This is a genomic window from Acetobacter pomorum (genome assembly GCF_002738225.1).
Classification (GTDB): Bacteria; Pseudomonadota; Alphaproteobacteria; order Acetobacterales; family Acetobacteraceae; genus Acetobacter; species Acetobacter pomorum.
Genome location: NZ_PEBQ01000150.1, coordinates 20285 through 37234, shown reverse-complemented (window position 1 = coordinate 37234; position 16950 = coordinate 20285). Strand labels below are relative to the sequence as shown.

Here is a 16950-nt window from a genome sequence, read left to right as displayed (position 1 = left end):
AGTCAGCACACGCAGACACAAAGTACAACCCTCACGTGCCACACTTAGGGCTTAACTGGCGACACGCCGTAATACGTCTGAGTGACGTAATGGTCTGGCTACAAAATTATCATGCCAAGAAAGTTCTCCCTGCGCGTCAAAATATAAACGCAGAAAGACACCATGTCATATCAGAACTTGCTAACATGACATGGCGTGATCAACCTAACCCTTTACAGGTCAATATTCCACAACTGTGCGAATACTTTCGCCTCGGGTCATCATATCAAACCCTTCGTTAATCTGCTCTAGTGGTAGTTTATGGGTAATCAGGTCATCAATATTGATCTTGTGGTCCATATACCAGTCCACAATTTTTGGCACATCGGTACGCCCGCGCGCACCCCCAAAAGCTGACCCAATCCAGCGACGACCTGTAACAAGTTGGAATGGCCTCGTGCTAATTTCCTGACCAGCACTTGCGACACCAATAATGGTGGAAACACCCCAGCCGCGATGAGCCGATTCCAATGCCTGCCGCATAAGCGTGGGATTACCCACACACTCAAACGTATAGTCTGCTCCACCATCTGTCAGTTCAATAAGATGGCCGACGAGGTCTCCATTTGGCCCAAGATCTTTAGGATTCACAAAATCTGTCATGCCAAATTTGGTTGCAATGCCCGCGCGATTAGGGTTGATATCCACCCCAATAATGCGGTCGGCGCCAACCATTTTGGCTCCCTGAATCACATTCAGCCCAATGCCGCCCAACCCAAACACGATAACGGTGGAGCCTGCCTCAACTTTAGCAGTAAACAGCACCGCACCAATACCTGTTGTCACGCCACAACCAATGTAACAAACCTTGTCAAACGGTGCATCGGAACGAATTTTGGCTAATGCAATTTCTGGCAGAACCGTATAGTTCGCAAATGTGGAACACCCCATATAGTGGTGAATGGATTGCCCTTTGTAGGAAAAACGCGAGGTACCATCAGGCATTAACCCCTTACCCTGCGTTGCCCGGATAGATGTGCACAAGTTAGTTTTGCGAGAAAGGCAGGATTTACATTCCCGACATTCCGGCGTGTAAAGCGGGATAACATGGTCACCAGGCTTAAGGTGGGTTACCCCAGGCCCAACTTCTCGCACAATGCCTGCACCTTCATGACCCAGAATAGCCGGGAACAATCCTTCAGGGTCTGCGCCAGACAAAGTATATTTATCTGTATGGCATAAACCGGTTGCTTTTATTTCAACCAGAACTTCACCCGCTCGCGGGCCTTCCAGTTGCACCGTTTCAATTTCCAAAGGCTTACCGGCTTCAAACGCAACGGCCGCTTTTACGTCCATATTCATACTCCATTCTTGTAAAAAATTACGCCAAAGCCTTGGTCAGTTGCGGTACCATCCCAAACAAATCCCCCTCAATGCCGTAATCTGCAATCTAGAAGATAGGAGCATCGGGATCCTTATTAACGGCCACAATCACACAGCTGTCTTTCATGCCTGCCAGGTGCTGGATCGCACCGGAAATGTCAAAGGCAAGATACAGCTCCGGCATAACAATTTTGCCCGTTTATCCAACCTGACAGTCATTAGAAACAAAACCGGAATCTACCGCTGCATGCGATGTCCCAATGGCAGCACCCAATGCATCTGCCAGTGGTTCTGGATTTTCTTTGGCAAGCACAAGGATGGCACGATCTGCTTCCATAGCCATCGCGATCTCATCAAAAGGGTTCTCAAACATCGTGATCCCTTCGGTTGCTACATTGCTGCCATCAGTCTTCACGCGAGACTTGACATTGTAATCGACAAATCTTTTGACTGGCACAAGAGTTTTCATAGTGTTTTTTTCTTTTGAGATTCGCTAATACGCCCCATAATGTAGGCCCCTGCTGTAACAGGCTCATAATGAGACGCTTCTGTTTCTGGCAACCCCAGATCACGCGGGTCAATGACTGCCCCAAAATCAGGATCGTAAAATGTAGCGATAGAAAAACGTTCTTTTCCAGACTTATTGAGAACACGGTGCATGTTTGATCGGTAGCGGTCGTTGGACCAACGACACAACAGATCACCAATATTAATCACCAATGTGCCAGGAATAGGCACGGCAGATACCCATTCGTTCTGAAGGTTCTGCACCTCCAGCCCACCAGTATCATCCTGCCACAAGAGTGTAATGCATCCATAATCTGTGTGCGGCGCAACCCCATAGGTTATGCTTTCTGCTTCATGAGCTGCCTCTGCAGGCGGGTACCAGATTGCTTGTGTTCTTTGCAGTGGATAATGATATTTTTTCTCGAAAAAATTACTTTCAAGATTTAACGAATTGGCAACAGCTTTCAAAAGTATCTGCCCGCATTCAGCAACAGCTTTATAATACGCTAAAAATGCATCCCTGAACGCAGGACGGCCTTCTGGCCAAACGTTGGGTCCCTGCAACTCGTTTTGTGGTGGTTTTTGCCCAGATGAAGGAGGAAACTCTGGGCCTATCTGATAAAATTCTTTATAATCCGGTCGATCTGCACCATACATGATGGTACGATTCAGCGCGTTAAATCCACGCACAGCTTGCTTGGGCCGATAGCGATCTTTTTCAGAAAGTGGAAGATGAAAAAAATCCAGCGCCTGTTTTTTTAGCTCTGTGATACATTCATCTGAAATACCATGATTTTTTATATAACAAAATCCAGATGAAACAAACGCATCATGAATCTGCTTTCCCACCAAGGCATTATCACCTTCACGGGCTGGAGCAAGATCAATAACGGGAATAAAGCTATCTTGCGTCATTTTTTATCTTCTCCTCTTTTTAGAGTATAGAATAGTCAGAATTCTATACTCTGATACAATATAAAGAACTTTTTTCTTCTACAGGCTTCAGAACAGTGTTCTGTAAATTCTCAGATCTGCAGTGCCAGACATTGCCGGGCGTAACCGGGTAATCCACATCTCCAGACCGCATGGTCCACGCCCCCGTTGAAGGAAACAAAAAGTAATCACTTTTCGTCTGACCCATATTCTGGATGGAAAAAACTGTTTGATGCAGAACAAACTCTACAATTTTCTCAGCATTTTCCGAACGGCGGACCATCAGATTAAGCGCCTGCACAGCCCCATTCGGGCATGACGACAACACCTCATCTGCCCCACAGAATACATAAGGCGGACAACACGCTCCAAGAGCATGCTGCCATTCTCCCGCCTTTTCTTGCATTTCCAACACGCCACTACCAAGGAGTGCAATAGAGCGTTGCCAACCTGCAAAAGCGGAAAATGGCGCATCGTGCAAAATATCAGCAACACTCAACCGCCACTCGGGCAGGGTATGCGCGTTATCCTCTGCGATAATACGCGTCAGCCCTTGACCGTTGCGCCAAGGCACAGCAGCCACATGTGTCAACAACCGCCTTTGCCACATTAATTAACCGGGTCCGGCAACATTTTACCGGGATTGAGAATAGTATTGGGGTCAAAGGTCGCTTTTAACAGTCGCATCACATCCAGCGCATCACGCCCATGCTCGCGTTCCATGAACTCTTTTTTGCCCAGACCGACACCATGCTCTCCACTACACGCTCCCCCAAGAGAGAGCGCGCGGCCAACTATTTTACGGTCAAGCTCCAGCGCGCGCTCCAGACCGTCGTTCTCTGGTGGCACCAGAATAACCGTATGGAAATTACCGTCCCCCACATGCCCCACAATCGGCGCAACAAGTCCAGATTCCTCAATGTCGCGCTTACTGCCAACAATAAGTTCTGTCAGTGCGGAAACAGGTACAACCGCATCTGTCGCAATCCCACGATGATGGGGACGATAAGCAAGGCAAGCCCAAAAAACATTATGTCGGGCCTTCCAAAGTTCATTCCGTTCCTCTGGGTTATTGCTCCACATAAACCCTTTGCCATTATGGTCGGCAACAATTGCCTCCATAGTTTCCACCTGCTCACGCACAGCAGCAGGAGCACCATGGAATTCAAAAAACATAGTTGGCAAAACCTCATAACCAGTCAGCTTAGAATACTGAATACATGCATCCATCTGCACTTCATCCAGCAATTCCATACGCCCGATGGGAAGGCCAATCTGCATGGTAGTCACAGCTGTATTCACAGCATCTTCCAACCGATCAAACTGGCAGACAGCCGTGGCTATGGTTTCGGGCAATCCATGCAGGCGCAGCTGAACTTCCGTAATAATGCCAAGCGTACCCTCCGAACCAATGAACAGGCGTGTTAGATCATACCCTGTTGCAGATTTGCGCACCCGTCCACCTGTGCGGATAATACGCCCATCCGCCAGAACAACTGTAAGACCCAGTGCATTTTCCCGCATAGTGCCATACCGCACAGCAGCCGTGCCAGAAGCCCGCGTTGCGCACATACCGCCAAGCGTTGATTCCCCGCCTGGATCAACCGGAAAAAACAGGCCCGTATCACGCAGGTAAGCGTTCAACGCGTGACGCGTAACACCTGCCTCCACCCGACAGTCCAGATCCTCTGCATTTAACTCGATAATACGTGTCATGCGGGAAAGATCGAGGCTAATACCATGTTCGGTCGGGGTAACATGCCCCTCCAAAGAGGTGCCGCCACCAAAGGCCACCACGGGCACCCCATACTGGTTGCACGCCTTTAAGACGGCTGAAACTTCCTCTGTGCTTTCCGCAAAGATAACCGCACCGGGCAGACACGCCGGCTGCCATCCCTCACCATGCGCATGATGCTCACGCACGGCCTCTCCTCGGGATATCCGGTCTCCAAATACTTCAGACAAATCGTTTAAAACACGTTCGAGCGCAGACATAACCAACTTTCCTGACCAGAAAACGAGCGGTAGGTAGGATTACAAAACAAGATCAGCCAAGGCACGCAGCACTATATTATTTTCCTCAGGCAGGCCGATGCTTATTCGTATCCAGTTTTCAAAACCTGCTTCCTTCCAAGGCTTGATGATAATGCCCTGTTCCAACAGAGCAGTGGCCAATTTGTCTGCCTTCATAAGTGTGCGAACAAAAACAAAGTTCGTCCATGTAGGTGCGACAAAAAAACCCTGCGCAACAAGAAACTGCACCACCCGTTCTCTTTCCGCAACGGTTTTACGCACGCAATCCTGCATATATGCTGTATCTGCCAGCGTAGCACAGGCAGCAACCTGCGCTGGCATGTTGGTGTTAAACGGATCACGCACACTATCCAACGTCGCCGCCACTTCGGCAGAGGAGGTTAATGCATAACCAATACGCAAAGCCGCCAGACCATATGCTTTTGAGAAGGTGCGCAAAATAATCCATGGCCGCGTCTGTTTTTCCAGAATGGTGCGTGCATCTGCGTAGTCCGGGTCCTGTTCCGCGTACTCCCGATAAGCTTCATCCACCACAATCAGTGCATGAGGAGGGCATGAATCAATGAGATCCTGCAGGGCATCCCCCGTCATCATGCACCCAACCGGATTAGATGGATTGGCGAACATGAGAATTTTGGTAGGACGTTGCACTGCTTCCTGCATAGCCGCACAGTCAAAGGTAGCTTGGTCCGTAATGGGCACTGCATCAACCACAGCACCCATCATGCGTGGGCAAATCTCATGCAAGCCAAAGGCGGGCCTTACAGTAACAACCCGCTCCTGGGGAGAAAGATAGGCCTCCGCAATCATCCGTATAATCTGCTCGGACCCATTGCCGACCAGCACACGATCGTGCGCAATATCGCAAACCTTTGCAATATCGGTGCGCAACGTTGCGGCTCCGGCATCGGGGTAACGCCCTAAACGACCCGCCAGCTCATCCCATCCGGCTTTAACCCGTGGGGAAGGCCCATACGGATTTTCATTACTACCAAGTTTGACAATATTTTTAAGGCCGTAGCGCCTCCGGACTTCGTCTTCTGAAAGACCTGCATTATAGCGCGGCAACCCGGAGACTTCTGGCCGACATAATGGCTGCCGAGCCAATATAGAAAGAGCCACAGTGTCTGACATCGTGAAGAACCCCCTGCCTAACGCGGTAGCCATCATTAATGTATAGACATGTTATGACTGTAAAGAACAAAAATCCGTAATAGACAGACTTCAACGACTGATTTCATAACCACACATCGCAAAAATGACAGAAAACCGGGGAAATATTCCACATTCAAAACGATGATAAAAAAGTATTAATATGGCTATAAAATCCGAATTTCGGCCATGAATGGGGATGAGCTGCAAGCAGACACCTTTCTGCTTGACCGCTTGTGTACATACAACGTATTGTTTTGATATCGGAACGTAAGGAAAAAATGCTTATGGCACTTCCTATCTCCCCACCTATACTAAATGAAACAGCAATCAAGGCGTTTCAGACCGAGGGCGTGACTGTTGTACGGGACGTCTTTAATGACTGGATAGAACCCTTGCGCGCTGGTTTGGCTGCTACCATGGCTGCACCTAGCCCTTTGGAACGCTCCTACCATCCACAAGGCTCTGCCCCCTTTTTTCAGGATCTGTGTAACTGGCAGCGTATTCCCCAGTTTCGGGACTTTGTCGAAAAATCTCCTGCTGCATACATTGCAGCGCAGCTTATGGAATCGCAGGAAGTCCGCTTTTTCCATGACCATGAACTGGTAAAAGAACCAGGTACGACTCTGGTTACACCATGGCACCAAGATAGCCCTTATTATTGCGTAACAGGCAATAAAACACTGAGCCTCTGGATTCCCTTAGATCCAGTAGCCAAAGAACAGTGTCTGGAATGTGTTGCCGGTTCACATCTGTGGGGTGTGACACACCGTCCCCGACGCTTCGATGGTTCCCGCCTCTATGAACATGACACAATGCCCGAAATGCCGGACATTGATGCAAACCGCAATGCCTATACCATTCGAAGTTGGGACCTAACCCCAGGCGATGCCATTGCTTTTGACTTTCGCATGATTCATGGCGCACCTGCCACCACCGGCAACACCCAGCGCCGCCGCGTCTTTTCTGCCCGATGGGTAGGCGATAATGCCCACTTTGCAGACCGTGGCGGCAAAGGTTCGCCCCCATTTTCGCACGTCGGTCTGAAAGATGGAGACCTGCTGGAGGGTCCTGACTTTCCCTTGATTTACAAAGAAGTTTCCTGATTATCATGCGGAAGAGGGATCTGGCATGAAAAACCGCTATCTTTTTTTGCCCCTTGTCCTTCTTCTGGCGGGCAGCGTGGCTCTCACACCCATGGTGTGTGCCTCTGCACAGGCGGAATGTCTGGATGACATTCGTAAAGCCGGTGTGCTGACAGCAGGCAATGCCCTGTTAGGCGCCCATCCCTCTCTCTGGCAGGAAAAAGACGGCACCTACCACGGTATTGACGCCGATCTTTTGCAGGAACTGACAAAACGGCTAGGTATCCCACACTGGCAGTTTATTATTACAGAGTGGACTACGCTAGTTCCCGGCCTGAAAGTTGGCCGATGGGATATTGTTCTCTCTGACCAGACCATTACTGAAGAGCGCATGTTTTATGCGCATATTGCCTACTCTCACCCATATTTCATGCTTTATGATCGCATTATTGTTCTTGGTAATTCACCTTTCCATTCCGTGGCAGATCTCAAAAATGCAACATTAGGATCTGTTTTGGGGACAACCGATTCTCTCACCGCGCATTCGCTGGTTGATAAAGGGTTAGCCGCTAAAGTGAGCGATTTTAATACGTTTGGAGACCCCTTTGTCGCACTCAAAAACGGTCAGATTGATGCCATTGTCGTCGATCAGGCAACTTTGCAGTCTCAAAAAGAACATTTTGCAGATCTGCGCACCTTGGGGCCTCCAATTTTTTACGATGCCAAACCTGCATGGAAAGAGGCGCAAGCCAAAGCGCCCTATAAACTTGGCAGCGAAGGCATTGTAGTACGAGGCAACTGCCCCCGCCTTCTGGACGAGATTAACCGCGCCATGGATAGTATGAAGCAGGATGGCACCATCCGTACAATTTTAAAACGCTACCATGTATGGGAAGAACTTGAAGATCACCTTACCCAAAACGAACAGGCGGAGTAGAATAGAATGTCTGTTTTTTGGTCTGAAGTACAAGAATATTTCCCATTTCTGCTAACGGGCGCCGAAGTAACCCTTGAACTTTCCCTTATCAGCATGGTGGGGGGAATGGTGCTGGGTTTTTTGACTGCGATTGGCCGTCTTTCAAAAAATCGTTTCATTCGCTGGCCGTTGGAAGCCTACGTGGAAATTTGGCGCGATACCCCCCTTATTGTGCAGCTTTTGCTGATCTACTTCTCATTACCTGAATTTGGCATTGTTCTTTCCGGATTCTGGGCGGGTGTTCTGGGTCTAACCCTAAACTTATCGGCCTATCTTTCGGAAGTCTATCGCGCCGCTATTATAGCCGTTGACCCCGGACAAAAAGCGGCCGCAATTTCCTTGGGCATGTCACCCCTTCAGGTGTACCGCAGGCTTATTATCCCGCAGGCATTTGTCGCCTGCCTTCCCACACAAGGTGGATATTTTATCGCACTGCTCAAGGACTGTTCTCTGGTTTCATTTATTTCTGTCAATGAACTCCTACGCCATGCAACTATTGTCATATCCAATACATTTGACAGCATGAACACATACCTGATGGTTGCCGTGATTTATTTCTGCATGAGTTTTACCAGTGCGCGTTGTGTTGGTTGGCTGGAACGCACGTTAACCCCAGCACGCAGAAAAAAAACTGCCATCAAGCCGATCATGTCGGAATTGGTAGAAGAGGATAATGCCTGATGAGCCATACTCCAGCGCCGGTCCTTCATCTTGAACAGGTTTATAAATCTTATGGAGAGACTGCTGTTTTGCGTGGCATTGATCTGAAGGTTTTTCAGGGTGATGCTGTTTTTCTTATTGGACCCAGCGGAGGAGGCAAATCGACCCTTTTGCGCTGTATCAATTTTCTTGAATATCCAGATGCGGGAACCATTACTGCTTTAGGTGAAAAGCTATGCAGCCAAAACCGTGCACATTTTGAAATTGCTCCAGAAAAAACATTACGACATGCACGTGCCCGCATGCCCATGGTGTTTCAACAGTTCAATCTGTTCTCACACCAAACCGTGCTGGAAAATGTTATGGAAGGCCTCGTAACCGTCAAAAAAATACCTAAACGGGAAGCTACGGTGCTGGCGCGCACGGCGCTTGACCGTGTGCATATGCTGCAAAAACAGAATAATTACCCTGATCAGCTTTCTGGCGGGCAAAAACAACGTGTTGCCATAGCACGTGCACTGGCCATGGACCCACCTGTTATTTTGTTTGACGAGCCAACCAGCGCTCTTGACCCGGAACTGGTCAGCGGCGTGCAGGCCATTATACAGGATCTTTCCTCGCAGGGCCTGACTTTGCTGGTGGTCACCCATGATCCCGCTTTTGTGCAATCTACAGCACATACGGTCTGTTTTTGTGGCGATGGCTATATTCTGGAAAGCGGCACAGTAAATGAAATTTATGGCAACCCCCGCACGGAACGCGTGCGTAAATTCATTCAGTCATCAGGTGCTCACTTGAGCTGATTTTCTTGTTTTTATTACAATAAAGAAACATGATACCATCCTTGTAACCACACGCCTGCACACACTCAGACGAACCCGGCATTCAGGACCCAAGCATGACTTTAAACACGACCGATGCACACGCCCCTGCCAGTGCTGCTATTATTGAACAGCGCACGATTTATCCCATTCCTCATTCCGAGCGCATGGGTCATCCGCGGGATCTGTTTTCTGTGTGGTTTGGCACAAACACCACCATTTTAACTGTCATTACGGGCGCACTGGCAACGGTGATGTTCCATCTCCCCCTCATAACGGGCTGCCTGGCCCTCCTGCTGGGTAATCTGGTCGGGGGCATTTTTATGGCCCTGCATGCCGCACAGGGACCACGGCTTGGCGTACCGCAAATGGTACAAACCTGTGGGCAGTTCGGGTCAATGGGTGCTGTGCCCATGATCCTGCTTGTCGTGTTTATCTATGTCGGTTTTTCAGCCTCGAACCTTGTTGTGGGGGGAGAGGGACTTCAACTGGCACTGCCTTGGCTGGGTTACACAGGAGGCGTTCTAGCCGTTACCGTGCTTTCGGCATTTCCAGCATTCTGGGGTTATCGGACCATCCATACCATTACCAAGCTCATCTCTTGGGGCTGTGGCATAGCCATTATATGGGCCCTGTTTTGTATTTTTGGCAACGCCAATGCTTTTGCACTTCTTGGTAGTTTTGGCCACACCACGTTATCTGGCTTTATGGGAGCTGTATCAGTCGCGGCACTTTGGCAGCTTGCGTATGCACCTTACGTCTCCGATTATTCACGCTACCTGCCCAACAGTAAGCAGGGCGCACGGCATGCTTTCCACGCCACCTATTGGGGATCTGCCCTCGGTACACTCCTACCTATGTTTCTGGGGGCTATACTTGGCATTCTTACCCCCGGAGGCGGCGAAGTTTTGCCAACACTTATGCAGTATCTTGGTGGGTCTGGCTCCCTTATCATGACCATGCTCGTTATTGGCATTACCGTTGCCAATGGCATGAGCATTTATTGCGGCAGCCTCTCATCACTCATGCTATTGCAAATGGCCTACCCCAAAAGCCATTTTGGTGTACGCACGCGCATTACTGTTACAGCAAGCCTTATGCTTTTTGTGCTGGTCCTGACCATGCTCATGACTCATGACTTCATGGAAACATATACAGAGTTCCTGAATCTGCTGATGATTATCATGATCCCATGGACCTCCATAAACCTGATTGACTATTATCTGGTACAGCATGGTTCTTACGATGTTGCGGCTTTTTTCCGGCCGGATGGCGGCCGTTATGGGCGCTACAATGTTTCTGCCCTCATATGTTATGCTCTGGGCATTGCTGTGCAAATTCCCTTTGTGTCCAATCATCTTTATACAGGGCCTATGGCACATCTACTGGGAGATACAGATATCTCCTGGGCAGTTGGGCTGGTTTTAACGTCACTGATCTATCTGTTTATGACAAAAAAATATCGCCCGATCGTTCCATCATAAAAAATCTGCACAGCGACGAGGGGGGATGCTCTGGAAAGAACACCGGCATCTCCTTCTATCCAGCCTTTAAAAATAGATTATACCCTCCTCCCTTCTGGAACTGACTATTGGCTTTTGCCCGAAGAACATGGAGAGGCAGTTTACATCTTGCCACATATATACATTGGCAAAATTCAGCTGCTTCATGCGTGAATACCACACCGTAACATCATCTCTCACCCACAACTTGATTATTCAACTCGTATAACAGCGCGATGGAACAGAAGGGCGAACACCATACCTGGTCCACCAGACTTAATTTGTTGGAATTCTCCCAAAAACCACAGTCGAAAAAATGTTTCGATTTCGTTTTAAAATTCTATTGACCTAACTCGTATGGACAACCTAGGGTTCTTACATATCTTGGACCGTCAACGAAACGAGTCACGAAGCCAAGACGATAAAATATCTTGTCTATATCTATTCTTATCCTGCGCCTCTAGCAGCCCGGTGGAGTTCAGACGCATGAGACCCAGCACCTTTTCTCTAACCAGACTTTTACTCTTCTCCTCCATGTTTATCTCTGTTGGCAGCGCAAACGCCCTGGCAGCCACATCCAAACACACAGACACTCCGCCCAAGGTTGCTGCAAAACGGAAGGCCGCTTCTACAAGTGCACCTGCAAGCTATCTGAGCTCCACCTCGGAACAGTTTGAGGTCACATCCCACCATGTACCCCATGGTGCGGTTGTTACCATCGGGCAGAAGCTGTTGTCTCAGGCTCCGGCAGGAACCAACCCTCTTAAAACTCTGGCACAATTGCCCGGCATCATGTTTCAGTCGGCAGAACCACAGGGTATTGATATCTGGTCCAATCAGGTGTTCATGCACGGCTTTCAGCAGCAGCAGATCGGCATGACGCTTGATGGTATGCCATTGGGTGAACAAACTGTACGAAACTATAATGGTCTCAACACCATTCAGGCTATTTCGTCAGAAAACGTGTCACGCATTGTGGTATCCCAATCTGCTGGTGCGGAATCAATTGCGGCAACCAACAACCTTGGGGGTTCGTTTGATTATGTCTCACGCGACCCATCCCACAAACTTGGCGGTACCGTAAACCAGGGCTTTGGCAGCTATGGTAACTTCCACACCTTTGTACGTGGTGACAGTGGCGACCTGAACAGTTCGGGAACCCGCTTCTATGCCTCCTACATGCGCCAGGACGGGCAGATCTGGAAAGGAACAGGCGACCAGTTCATGCAGCAGGTCAATGCCAAGTTCTTGCAACCTATTGGAGAAAGCAGCAGTGTTTCTGCTTTTTTCGACTGGGCTGACCTGCACCAGTTCTCCACTGCCGATGCATCGCCCGAAGTGCTGAACAATGTGGGTTATAACGTTGCCAACTACTACAATGGCAGACAAAGCGGCCTCCAGCAGGCAATCAATGCCGCAAATGGCCAATACCCAGCTGGCTTTGACAAGTTACAGGACCCTGCTGACTCTGCCTACTATGATGCCGTGCTCAACACGATGGATACATTTGGCGGCGTGAAGGCGCACTTGCAGCTCACCGATAATCTGACGTGGGATACAACAGCTTACGGGCATGGGGAAAGCAATCAGACTACGTGGACAACCCCCTATTACCCCTCCCCCAACGGCTCTCCTCTTTCCGAACTGGTCAAAGAACCGTCCATTCGTCGTTTTGGCATTATTTCCCAAGTACACTACAATATTGCGCATAACGATATCAGTGGTGGTGTATGGTATGAAAATAACCATTATCAGTCACCCATGTATGCCTATTCAATGCCCAACATTGTCAATGGGCAACTCACATCGGCACTTCCTGATCCTCTTGGACATTGGTCAGATCCGTTCGCCAAAATTTATAACCAGACTTACAATACCAACACTTTTACTGCCTTCGTGCAGGACACTTACCATATATTGCCTAATCTGGGACTGCATTTTGGCTTTAAATCCGTTCTGGCTACCACCAATGTTGGCAACGGGTACATTAATGATGACTACTATGGCGCAGGCTCCAACATTACGAGCGGCGTTGCACTAACAACGTCCAAACCCTTCCTGCCGCACATCAGTGCCGACTGGCATTTCCTCAAGCACCATGAACTGTTTTTTGATATTTCTGAAAACGTTCATACATATGCGCAATCTGGCTACAAACTCTCTGCGTCTCCCTTTGCGATCTCTCAAACGGCGTTTGATGCGGGCCGCAATTCCTTCCGGCCAGAAACAGACTGGACCTATGCAGCTGGTTACCGTTACAGCAGCCAGATCATTGGTGCCTCCGTTTACGCCTACCGGACCAACTTCAACAACCGTTTGCAACAGGTTACATCCGGTTCTGCCGTCAATCCCATTTCCACTGTTTCCAACGTGGGAGGGGTCACCATGAATGGTGTGGACGCTGCAATTACAATTATGCCAATTAAAAACTTGGCTTTTACAAATAGTGTTAGCTACAACCATGCCACGTATGACAATAATCTGGTAGAAGCCGGCGTGTCTTACCAGACCCGTGGCAAGCAGATTATCAATTATCCCCGCTTCATGTACAAAACACGCTTGTCTTACGACTGGAACGGAATGACAGCTTACGTGGATGCAAGCTATACCGGCAAGCGTAACTACAGCTATGTCGGGGATGTCAAAGTTCCTGCTTACTGGATGACTAACCTTGGCATACAATACAATCTTGCCAAACTGCCCTACTTCCAGAAATCAGTTGGTATTGTCAAAGATCTGACACTGAACCTGAGCGTTACCAATATTCAGAACACCCGTTATATTGCCACCATGGGCGAAAACGGAAACCCACTCAGCATTTCCAAAGGTGCAATGGATTTCCAGTCCATGCTGGTAGGTGCTCCACGTATGTTCTTTGGGTCGATCAGCACCAATTTCTGATCTACTCTGACTTTGAACATAACCCGAAGCCTGCCACAGTTAACCCTGTGGCAGGCTTTTTCTGTTTTCCAACGCAATAATGTGACGACAAGGCCAGTCTTGCTTCTGTCTGAAAAGGGATAACACATGCCCAACAGCCACTCCCTGCACAAACATCAGTCACGCATTGTGACTGATGGCATAACGCGAGTTGAGCAGCGTGCTTTTTTGCGTGCCACAGGTCTGGGGGATGAAGATCTTGAAAAGTCTTTTGTCGGGATTGTCAGCACCGCAGGCGAAAACACACCCTGTTCAATGTCCCTTGCTCCACAGGCCGACAGCGCACGTCTGGGAGTTGCCGAAGGCGGTGGTGTGCCAATAAGTTTTACAACCATCTCCATATCGGATGGTACAACCATGGGCCATGCTGGCATGCGTATGAGCCTGCCATCACGTGAGCTGATTGCAGATAGTGTGGAAATGTCGGCACGAGCCCATGCCTATGATGGACTGGTCACCATTGCAGGCTGCGATAAAACACTTCCTGCAATGATGATGGCAATTGTACGTCTAAATCTGCCATCCATTTTTGTATTTGGCGGCGCAATGTTGCCAGGCTATTCGGCAGCGGGTGATGAGCGTACTGTCCTGAATGCCGTGGAAGGTATTGGTCAGTACCAAAGTGGACATATTACTCTAAGCGAACTCGATAACATCGAACGCACATGCGCTGTCACTGTCGGAGCATGTCCCGGTCAGTTCTCGGCCAATACAATGGCCATGGTTGCCGAAACACTAGGACTTTCTCTGTTGGGATCATCAAGTATTCCCGCAGTATACAGCGAGCGACTGGTTATTGGGCGTAAAGCTGGCAAGCGTGTCATGCAGATTATTAACGCGGGAGGGCCTCTGCCACGGGAACTGATTACACGCAAAAGCTTGGAAAATGCCTGCGCAGCAGTTGCCGCTACAGGCGGATCCACCAACGCCGTGCTACATATTCCCGCCATCGCTCATGAAGCTGGTATTCTGTTCGACTTTGAGGACATGGCCAAAGTATTTCAACGCACTCCCCTAATTGCCGACCTTTCTCCGGGAGGACGATTTTTGGTCAAGGACCTGAACCGAATAGGAGGCGTACCAGCTGTTCTTAATGCCTTGCTGCAAGGCGGATACCTGCATGATGACACACTGACCATTACCGGCCGCCCATTGGCGGAAGAACTGGCACAGCATGCTGGCCCTGACGGCAAGATTGTACATCCCTGCTCTGCACCTTTGGCAGCCACGGGTGGCCTGGTGATGCTCCGGGGAAATCTTTGTCCGAACGGAGCATGGATAAAAACAGCAGGCTTGAAGTCTCTCTATTTTGAAGGACCGGCCCATGTCTTCGAAAATGAGGAAGAATGCGCAAAAGCTGTTGCCTCGCAAACCTACGCTCCCGGAAGCGTTCTGGTTGTACGCAACGAAGGCCCAAAAGGAGGCCCAGGAATGCGCGAAATGCTGGCAGTTACCGCCGCCATCTACGGGCAAGGTATGGGCGAGCAGGTTGCGTTGCTAACCGATGGTCGTTTTTCTGGAGCAACCCGTGGAATGTGCATTGGCTACGCCAGCCCCGAGGCTGCGATGGGCGGCACCATAGCACTTGTACAAAATGGCGATATCATTCGCATTAATGCAGCAGATGGCACTTTGGAACTTGTTGTATCCGAAGCAGAATTACAAAACCGCAGATCCACCTTTATTAAATCTGATATCCGACAAAACACTGGTGTTTTGGAAAAGTACGTCAGGCTTGTCGGCCCAACTCATTTGGGAGCCGTCACGCATACTGGCGGCTTTAAACAAGAATATCCCTAACATCTGCGTAGCATGGCGTAACCTGCATTATGCACGGCTTCTATACTGGTTACGCCAGCAAGCGCCATAACATCACGAATTTCACCTTGCAGTCCTTCAATCATCTCAATCAGAGTAGCTTCTCCGCCTGCTGCCAGCGCCCATGCCCACGGCCGCCCCATAGCGACAAGAGAACTTCCCTGCGCCAATGCACACACCACATCCGCGCCACGCCTTATACCGCTGTCCATAACAACAGAGCAGGATGCCCCTGAAGATGCAACAATATCAGGCAGCACATCCAACGTGGCCGGTGCCGGATCAAGCTGACGCCCACCATGGTTGGACACCATGACAGTATCCACACCGACCGCCACACATTGCGCAGCATCATCAGAATGCATGATGCCTTTGACCACAAGCTTTCCACCCCACTGCGCACGGAGCCATTCCAGATCCTTCCACGTCAGGCGAGAATCAATTTGCGATGCTGCAGTTTTAGCCTGCTCTAGCAACGTTCTGCCCATCCCATACGGCTGCAAATTCGCCAAAACCGGCATACCGTGGCGCAGCATGCCAAGGCTCCAGCGCCATGCCTGCGCAAACGAGACCATTTGCGCCAAAGACGGATTTGTCAGGCGTCTGAATCCGTTTTTCTCGTCACGTGGCCTTAGCGGTGTAATTGGCGTATCCACAGTCAGAACAAGCGTGCGCACCCCACATTGCCGGGCACGACTGATCATGTCGCGCGTGATCTCACGATCACGAAAAACATAAATCTGAGCCAGCACATCAACACCTTGTACAGCACAGATGTCTTCCAAAGATGTAATGGAAAATGTTGATACGCAAAAAGGAATTTTTTTCTTTGCTGCAGCACGTGCCGCCATAAAGTCGGCCCCATAACGCATCATGCCCGCAAACCCGACCGGCGCAAGCATGAATGGCGCCGCGCAGTCATAACCCAGCCAATGCGTTGCGGTAGAAATCTGCGAAACATCACGCAGGCAACGTGGCACTATAGTCCATTTTTTAAACGCGTTTCTGTTGGCTTGCACAGTCCTTTCACTATGCGCACCTCCCGCCACATAATCCCGAAACAAACGGGGCAGCATGCATTCGGCTTTTTGTTGTAAGTTCTCTAATCCCACAAACACCATAAGCACACCTTAATATTAAAAACCCCCGGACTTGTTCCG

At 49.5% G+C, this 16950-nt stretch carries 13 protein-coding genes and 2 pseudogenes; 7 read left to right on the top strand and 8 right to left on the bottom strand.

The window, feature by feature from the left end:
• Window positions 1-219: 219 nt before the first annotated feature.
• From CSR02_RS12385 to hisC, 7 genes and pseudogenes are all read right to left on the bottom strand, one after another.
• On the bottom strand, window positions 220-1335 hold the full coding sequence (locus CSR02_RS12385) for an S-(hydroxymethyl)glutathione dehydrogenase/class III alcohol dehydrogenase (protein WP_099541850.1): 1116 nt from the start codon (window positions 1333-1335) through the stop codon (window positions 220-222).
• A gap of 25 nt (window positions 1336-1360) precedes the next feature.
• Window positions 1361-1654 (bottom strand): annotated as a pseudogene (locus tag CSR02_RS16870) (FAD-binding protein); the annotation flags it as partial.
• Window positions 1637-1831: pseudogene (locus CSR02_RS17220) on the bottom strand (electron transfer flavoprotein subunit beta/FixA family protein); the annotation flags it as partial. The pseudogenes CSR02_RS16870 and CSR02_RS17220, both read right to left, overlap by 18 nt.
• Window positions 1828-2784, bottom strand: a complete 957-nt coding sequence (locus tag CSR02_RS12375) for an isopenicillin N synthase family dioxygenase (RefSeq protein WP_099541847.1) — start codon at window positions 2782-2784, stop codon at window positions 1828-1830. The gene CSR02_RS12375 and the pseudogene CSR02_RS17220, both read right to left, overlap by 4 nt.
• A 43-nt stretch (window positions 2785-2827) precedes the next feature.
• Window positions 2828-3385, bottom strand: a complete 558-nt coding sequence (locus tag CSR02_RS12370; RefSeq protein ID WP_183172693.1) for a HutD/Ves family protein — start codon at window positions 3383-3385, stop codon at window positions 2828-2830.
• Window positions 3386-3411: 26 nt separating this feature from the next.
• The gene (locus tag CSR02_RS12365) at window positions 3412-4797 is read right to left on the bottom strand and encodes an FAD-binding oxidoreductase (RefSeq protein ID WP_099541845.1); all 1386 of its coding nucleotides are present in this window, start codon (window positions 4795-4797) and stop codon (window positions 3412-3414) included.
• 39 nt (window positions 4798-4836) lie between these two features.
• Window positions 4837-5970, bottom strand: a complete 1134-nt coding sequence (gene hisC / locus CSR02_RS12360) for a histidinol-phosphate transaminase (protein WP_099541844.1) — start codon at window positions 5968-5970, stop codon at window positions 4837-4839.
• Window positions 5971-6275: 305 nt separating this feature from the next.
• Between hisC and CSR02_RS12355 the strand changes: the two genes are divergently transcribed.
• The 7 genes from CSR02_RS12355 to CSR02_RS12325 all read left to right on the top strand — a co-directional run bounded on the left by CSR02_RS12355 (window position 6276) and on the right by CSR02_RS12325 (window position 15772).
• Window positions 6276-7094 (top strand): phytanoyl-CoA dioxygenase family protein, encoded by an 819-nt coding sequence (locus tag CSR02_RS12355; protein ID WP_099541849.1) that lies wholly within the window; start codon window positions 6276-6278, stop codon window positions 7092-7094.
• A gap of 25 nt (window positions 7095-7119) precedes the next feature.
• The gene (locus tag CSR02_RS12350; RefSeq protein ID WP_099541843.1) at window positions 7120-8010 is read left to right on the top strand and encodes a substrate-binding periplasmic protein; all 891 of its coding nucleotides are present in this window, start codon (window positions 7120-7122) and stop codon (window positions 8008-8010) included.
• A gap of 6 nt (window positions 8011-8016) precedes the next feature.
• The gene (locus CSR02_RS12345; RefSeq protein WP_099541842.1) at window positions 8017-8730 is read left to right on the top strand and encodes an amino acid ABC transporter permease; all 714 of its coding nucleotides are present in this window, start codon (window positions 8017-8019) and stop codon (window positions 8728-8730) included.
• Window positions 8730-9512 (top strand): amino acid ABC transporter ATP-binding protein, encoded by a 783-nt coding sequence (locus tag CSR02_RS12340; protein WP_099541841.1) that lies wholly within the window; start codon window positions 8730-8732, stop codon window positions 9510-9512. Before CSR02_RS12345 ends, CSR02_RS12340 begins: the two co-directional genes overlap by 1 nt.
• Before the next feature lie 95 nt (window positions 9513-9607).
• A complete protein-coding gene (locus CSR02_RS12335; RefSeq protein WP_099541840.1) occupies window positions 9608-11014 on the top strand; it encodes a purine-cytosine permease family protein in 1407 nt (468 codons plus the stop codon).
• Between the two features lie 504 nt (window positions 11015-11518).
• Window positions 11519-13933 carry a TonB-dependent receptor gene (locus CSR02_RS12330; protein ID WP_099541839.1) on the top strand — a complete coding sequence of 805 codons (2415 nt, stop codon included), beginning with the start codon at window positions 11519-11521 and terminating at the stop codon, window positions 13931-13933.
• A gap of 126 nt (window positions 13934-14059) precedes the next feature.
• On the top strand, window positions 14060-15772 hold the full coding sequence (locus tag CSR02_RS12325; protein WP_099541838.1) for a dihydroxy-acid dehydratase: 1713 nt from the start codon (window positions 14060-14062) through the stop codon (window positions 15770-15772).
• Here the strand turns inward: CSR02_RS12325 and CSR02_RS12320 are convergent.
• Window positions 15769-16866, bottom strand: a complete 1098-nt coding sequence (locus tag CSR02_RS12320; RefSeq protein ID WP_244176990.1) for an alpha-hydroxy acid oxidase — start codon at window positions 16864-16866, stop codon at window positions 15769-15771. The genes CSR02_RS12325 and CSR02_RS12320 overlap by 4 nt on opposite strands.
• Between the last annotated feature and the right edge of the window lie 84 nt (window positions 16867-16950).

Excerpts from the sequence above, each read along its gene's own strand:
- CSR02_RS12335 (WP_099541840.1), top strand. The coding sequence starts at position 9,608 with ATGACTTTAAACACGACCGATGCACACGCCCCTGCCAGTGCTGCTATT.
- CSR02_RS12350 (WP_099541843.1), top strand. The coding sequence starts at position 7,120 with ATGAAAAACCGCTATCTTTTTTTGCCCCTTGTCCTTCTTCTGGCGGGC.
- CSR02_RS12320 (WP_244176990.1), bottom strand. The coding sequence starts at position 16,866 with ATGCTGCCCCGTTTGTTTCGGGATTATGTGGCGGGAGGTGCGCATAGT.
- CSR02_RS12375 (WP_099541847.1), bottom strand. The coding sequence starts at position 2,784 with ATGACGCAAGATAGCTTTATTCCCGTTATTGATCTTGCTCCAGCCCGT.
- CSR02_RS12345 (WP_099541842.1), top strand. The coding sequence starts at position 8,017 with ATGTCTGTTTTTTGGTCTGAAGTACAAGAATATTTCCCATTTCTGCTA.
- hisC (WP_099541844.1), bottom strand. The coding sequence starts at position 5,970 with ATGTCAGACACTGTGGCTCTTTCTATATTGGCTCGGCAGCCATTATGT.
- CSR02_RS12330 (WP_099541839.1), top strand. The coding sequence starts at position 11,519 with ATGAGACCCAGCACCTTTTCTCTAACCAGACTTTTACTCTTCTCCTCC.
- CSR02_RS12340 (WP_099541841.1), top strand. The coding sequence starts at position 8,730 with ATGAGCCATACTCCAGCGCCGGTCCTTCATCTTGAACAGGTTTATAAA.
- CSR02_RS12365 (WP_099541845.1), bottom strand. The coding sequence starts at position 4,797 with ATGTCTGCGCTCGAACGTGTTTTAAACGATTTGTCTGAAGTATTTGGA.
- CSR02_RS12385 (WP_099541850.1), bottom strand. The coding sequence starts at position 1,335 with ATGGACGTAAAAGCGGCCGTTGCGTTTGAAGCCGGTAAGCCTTTGGAA.
- CSR02_RS12355 (WP_099541849.1), top strand. The coding sequence starts at position 6,276 with ATGGCACTTCCTATCTCCCCACCTATACTAAATGAAACAGCAATCAAG.
- CSR02_RS12325 (WP_099541838.1), top strand. The coding sequence starts at position 14,060 with ATGCCCAACAGCCACTCCCTGCACAAACATCAGTCACGCATTGTGACT.